Source organism: Pseudorhizobium xiangyangii, assembly GCF_020531965.1.
Taxonomy (GTDB): domain Bacteria; phylum Pseudomonadota; class Alphaproteobacteria; order Rhizobiales; family Rhizobiaceae; genus Neorhizobium; species Neorhizobium xiangyangii.
In genome coordinates this window covers 1-1,717 of the sequence record NZ_JAJAWH010000088.1, presented here as the reverse complement: position 1 = coordinate 1,717, position 1,717 = coordinate 1, and the positions used below count along the sequence as shown (strand labels likewise).

The window sequence follows — 1,717 nt, the reverse complement described above, 5'->3', positions numbered from 1 at the left end:
CTTGTGCCGCGCTACGTCATGCCAGCAGTGCCTGCGAGAGTCAGGAAAGAAGCAGAGGGCGTCGGTCTCGCCGCTTGTTGATCTTCAATCGATCAGACAACCGTGGGACCGGAGCGACGATGATCAAGATTTGAAATTGATATACAGACATATACGAATTATCTGCTCAATGCACATTTGTCGTGTGCAACAACGAAGAATATCGATATGCAGCCAATGATCTATCGCTTTTGCATCGAATGTGCATTATAGAGAATATGCAGGGGTAGGGTGGGTCGATATGGGTTCGACCTAGGTTGCCATCTAACAGAACGTACTCACGCAGCATCCGAATAGAGGGATCAGAACTATGGCCGCGGCTCGCTTCGCTCATGTGATCATTCATCATCGGCTCGACGGTCTTTGCTCCGCGCAGCAAAGAGCTCCGTTCCAGCGGAACCCGCGGGCCTGTGGAATGAGTACTGCGGGTTCGAGCTTAAATATCGGCATGAGCTCCTTTGAAGCCGAATATACACATAAGGTTCCTTGTAGAGGAGCCGCGATACGGTCGCTGAGGTCGAGCCTCCTGTGCACCCTGTCCCGAACTTCGCTTCTGGCAGTGCTGAGCGCCTCACCTGCACTTTCACAAGCGGTCATCGAGGGTGGTGCGGCTGTATTTGTGCCGGAAACCCAAAGTTCACCTTGGAGCGTCGGTGGTCGCCTGACGGTCGGCCGCATCGGCAGTGGAACGCTCGAGATCACAGAGGGTGGCGTCGTGTCAAATGCGGACAGCAGGATCGGTGACGGTTCGGGGAGTGGCGTAGTCACGGTGAGCGGCCCAGGATCGCAGTGGAACAATTCTAGCAGTCTGTCCGTCGGCATCACCGGCTCCGGAACCGGAACGCTTGAGATCACGGACGGCGGCGTCGTCTCAAATACAAACGGCTATATTGGCTTCAACGCCACTACGACCGGAACGGTCCTTGTGAATGGCGCTGGATCTGAATGGAATAACTCTAGCGGCTTGATAGTGGGCCTCGTTGGTAACGGCACACTCAGCATTAGCGGCGGCGGCCTAGTGTCAAATACAACGAGCATTGTTGGTTCGGATGCCGCCGCGACCGGTATGGCCGCCGTAAGCGGCCTTGGATCGCAGTGGAACAGCTCGAGCTTCCTGACTGTGGGCCACAGCGGCATTGGCACCCTAACGATAACTGGGGGCGGCGTCGTGTCAAATACGAGCGGCACTGTTGGCTTCAACCCCACCGGAACAGGGGTGGCCCTTGTGAGTGGCGCTGGATCTGAGTGGCATAACTCTGGCGACTTGATCGTGGGCAACCTCGGCGCCGGTACGCTCGAAATAACCGACGGTGGAGTGGTATCGAATACTGCGAGCGTTGTTGGCTCGAATCCCGCTGCGACTGGCATTGTCACGGTAAATGGCGACGGATCGCAGTGGAACAACTCGAGCTTGGGTGGGCTGGAAGTCGGATTTATGGGCAACGGCACGTTGACCGTTAGTGGTGGTGGCGTGGTTTCAAGCGGTCTGGGCAGAATTGGGAATGGTGTTGGCAGCGTCGGGTCTGTCACTGTGAGCGGCGCCGGGTCGCAGTGGAATAACTCAAGCGGCTTAATCGTGGGCAACATTGGCGATGGCACATTGGCGATTTCCGATGCGGGCAATGTCGCAGCCTCCACTGCCATTTTGGCGAACTTTGCAGGCAGCAGCGGCACACTG

The 1,717-nt window shown here is 56.7% G+C and carries 1 pseudogene; it reads left to right on the top strand.

The window, feature by feature from the left end:
• Positions 1 to 349: 349 nt before the first annotated feature.
• Positions 350 to 1,717: pseudogene (locus tag LH464_RS24280) on the top strand (autotransporter outer membrane beta-barrel domain-containing protein); the annotation flags it as partial.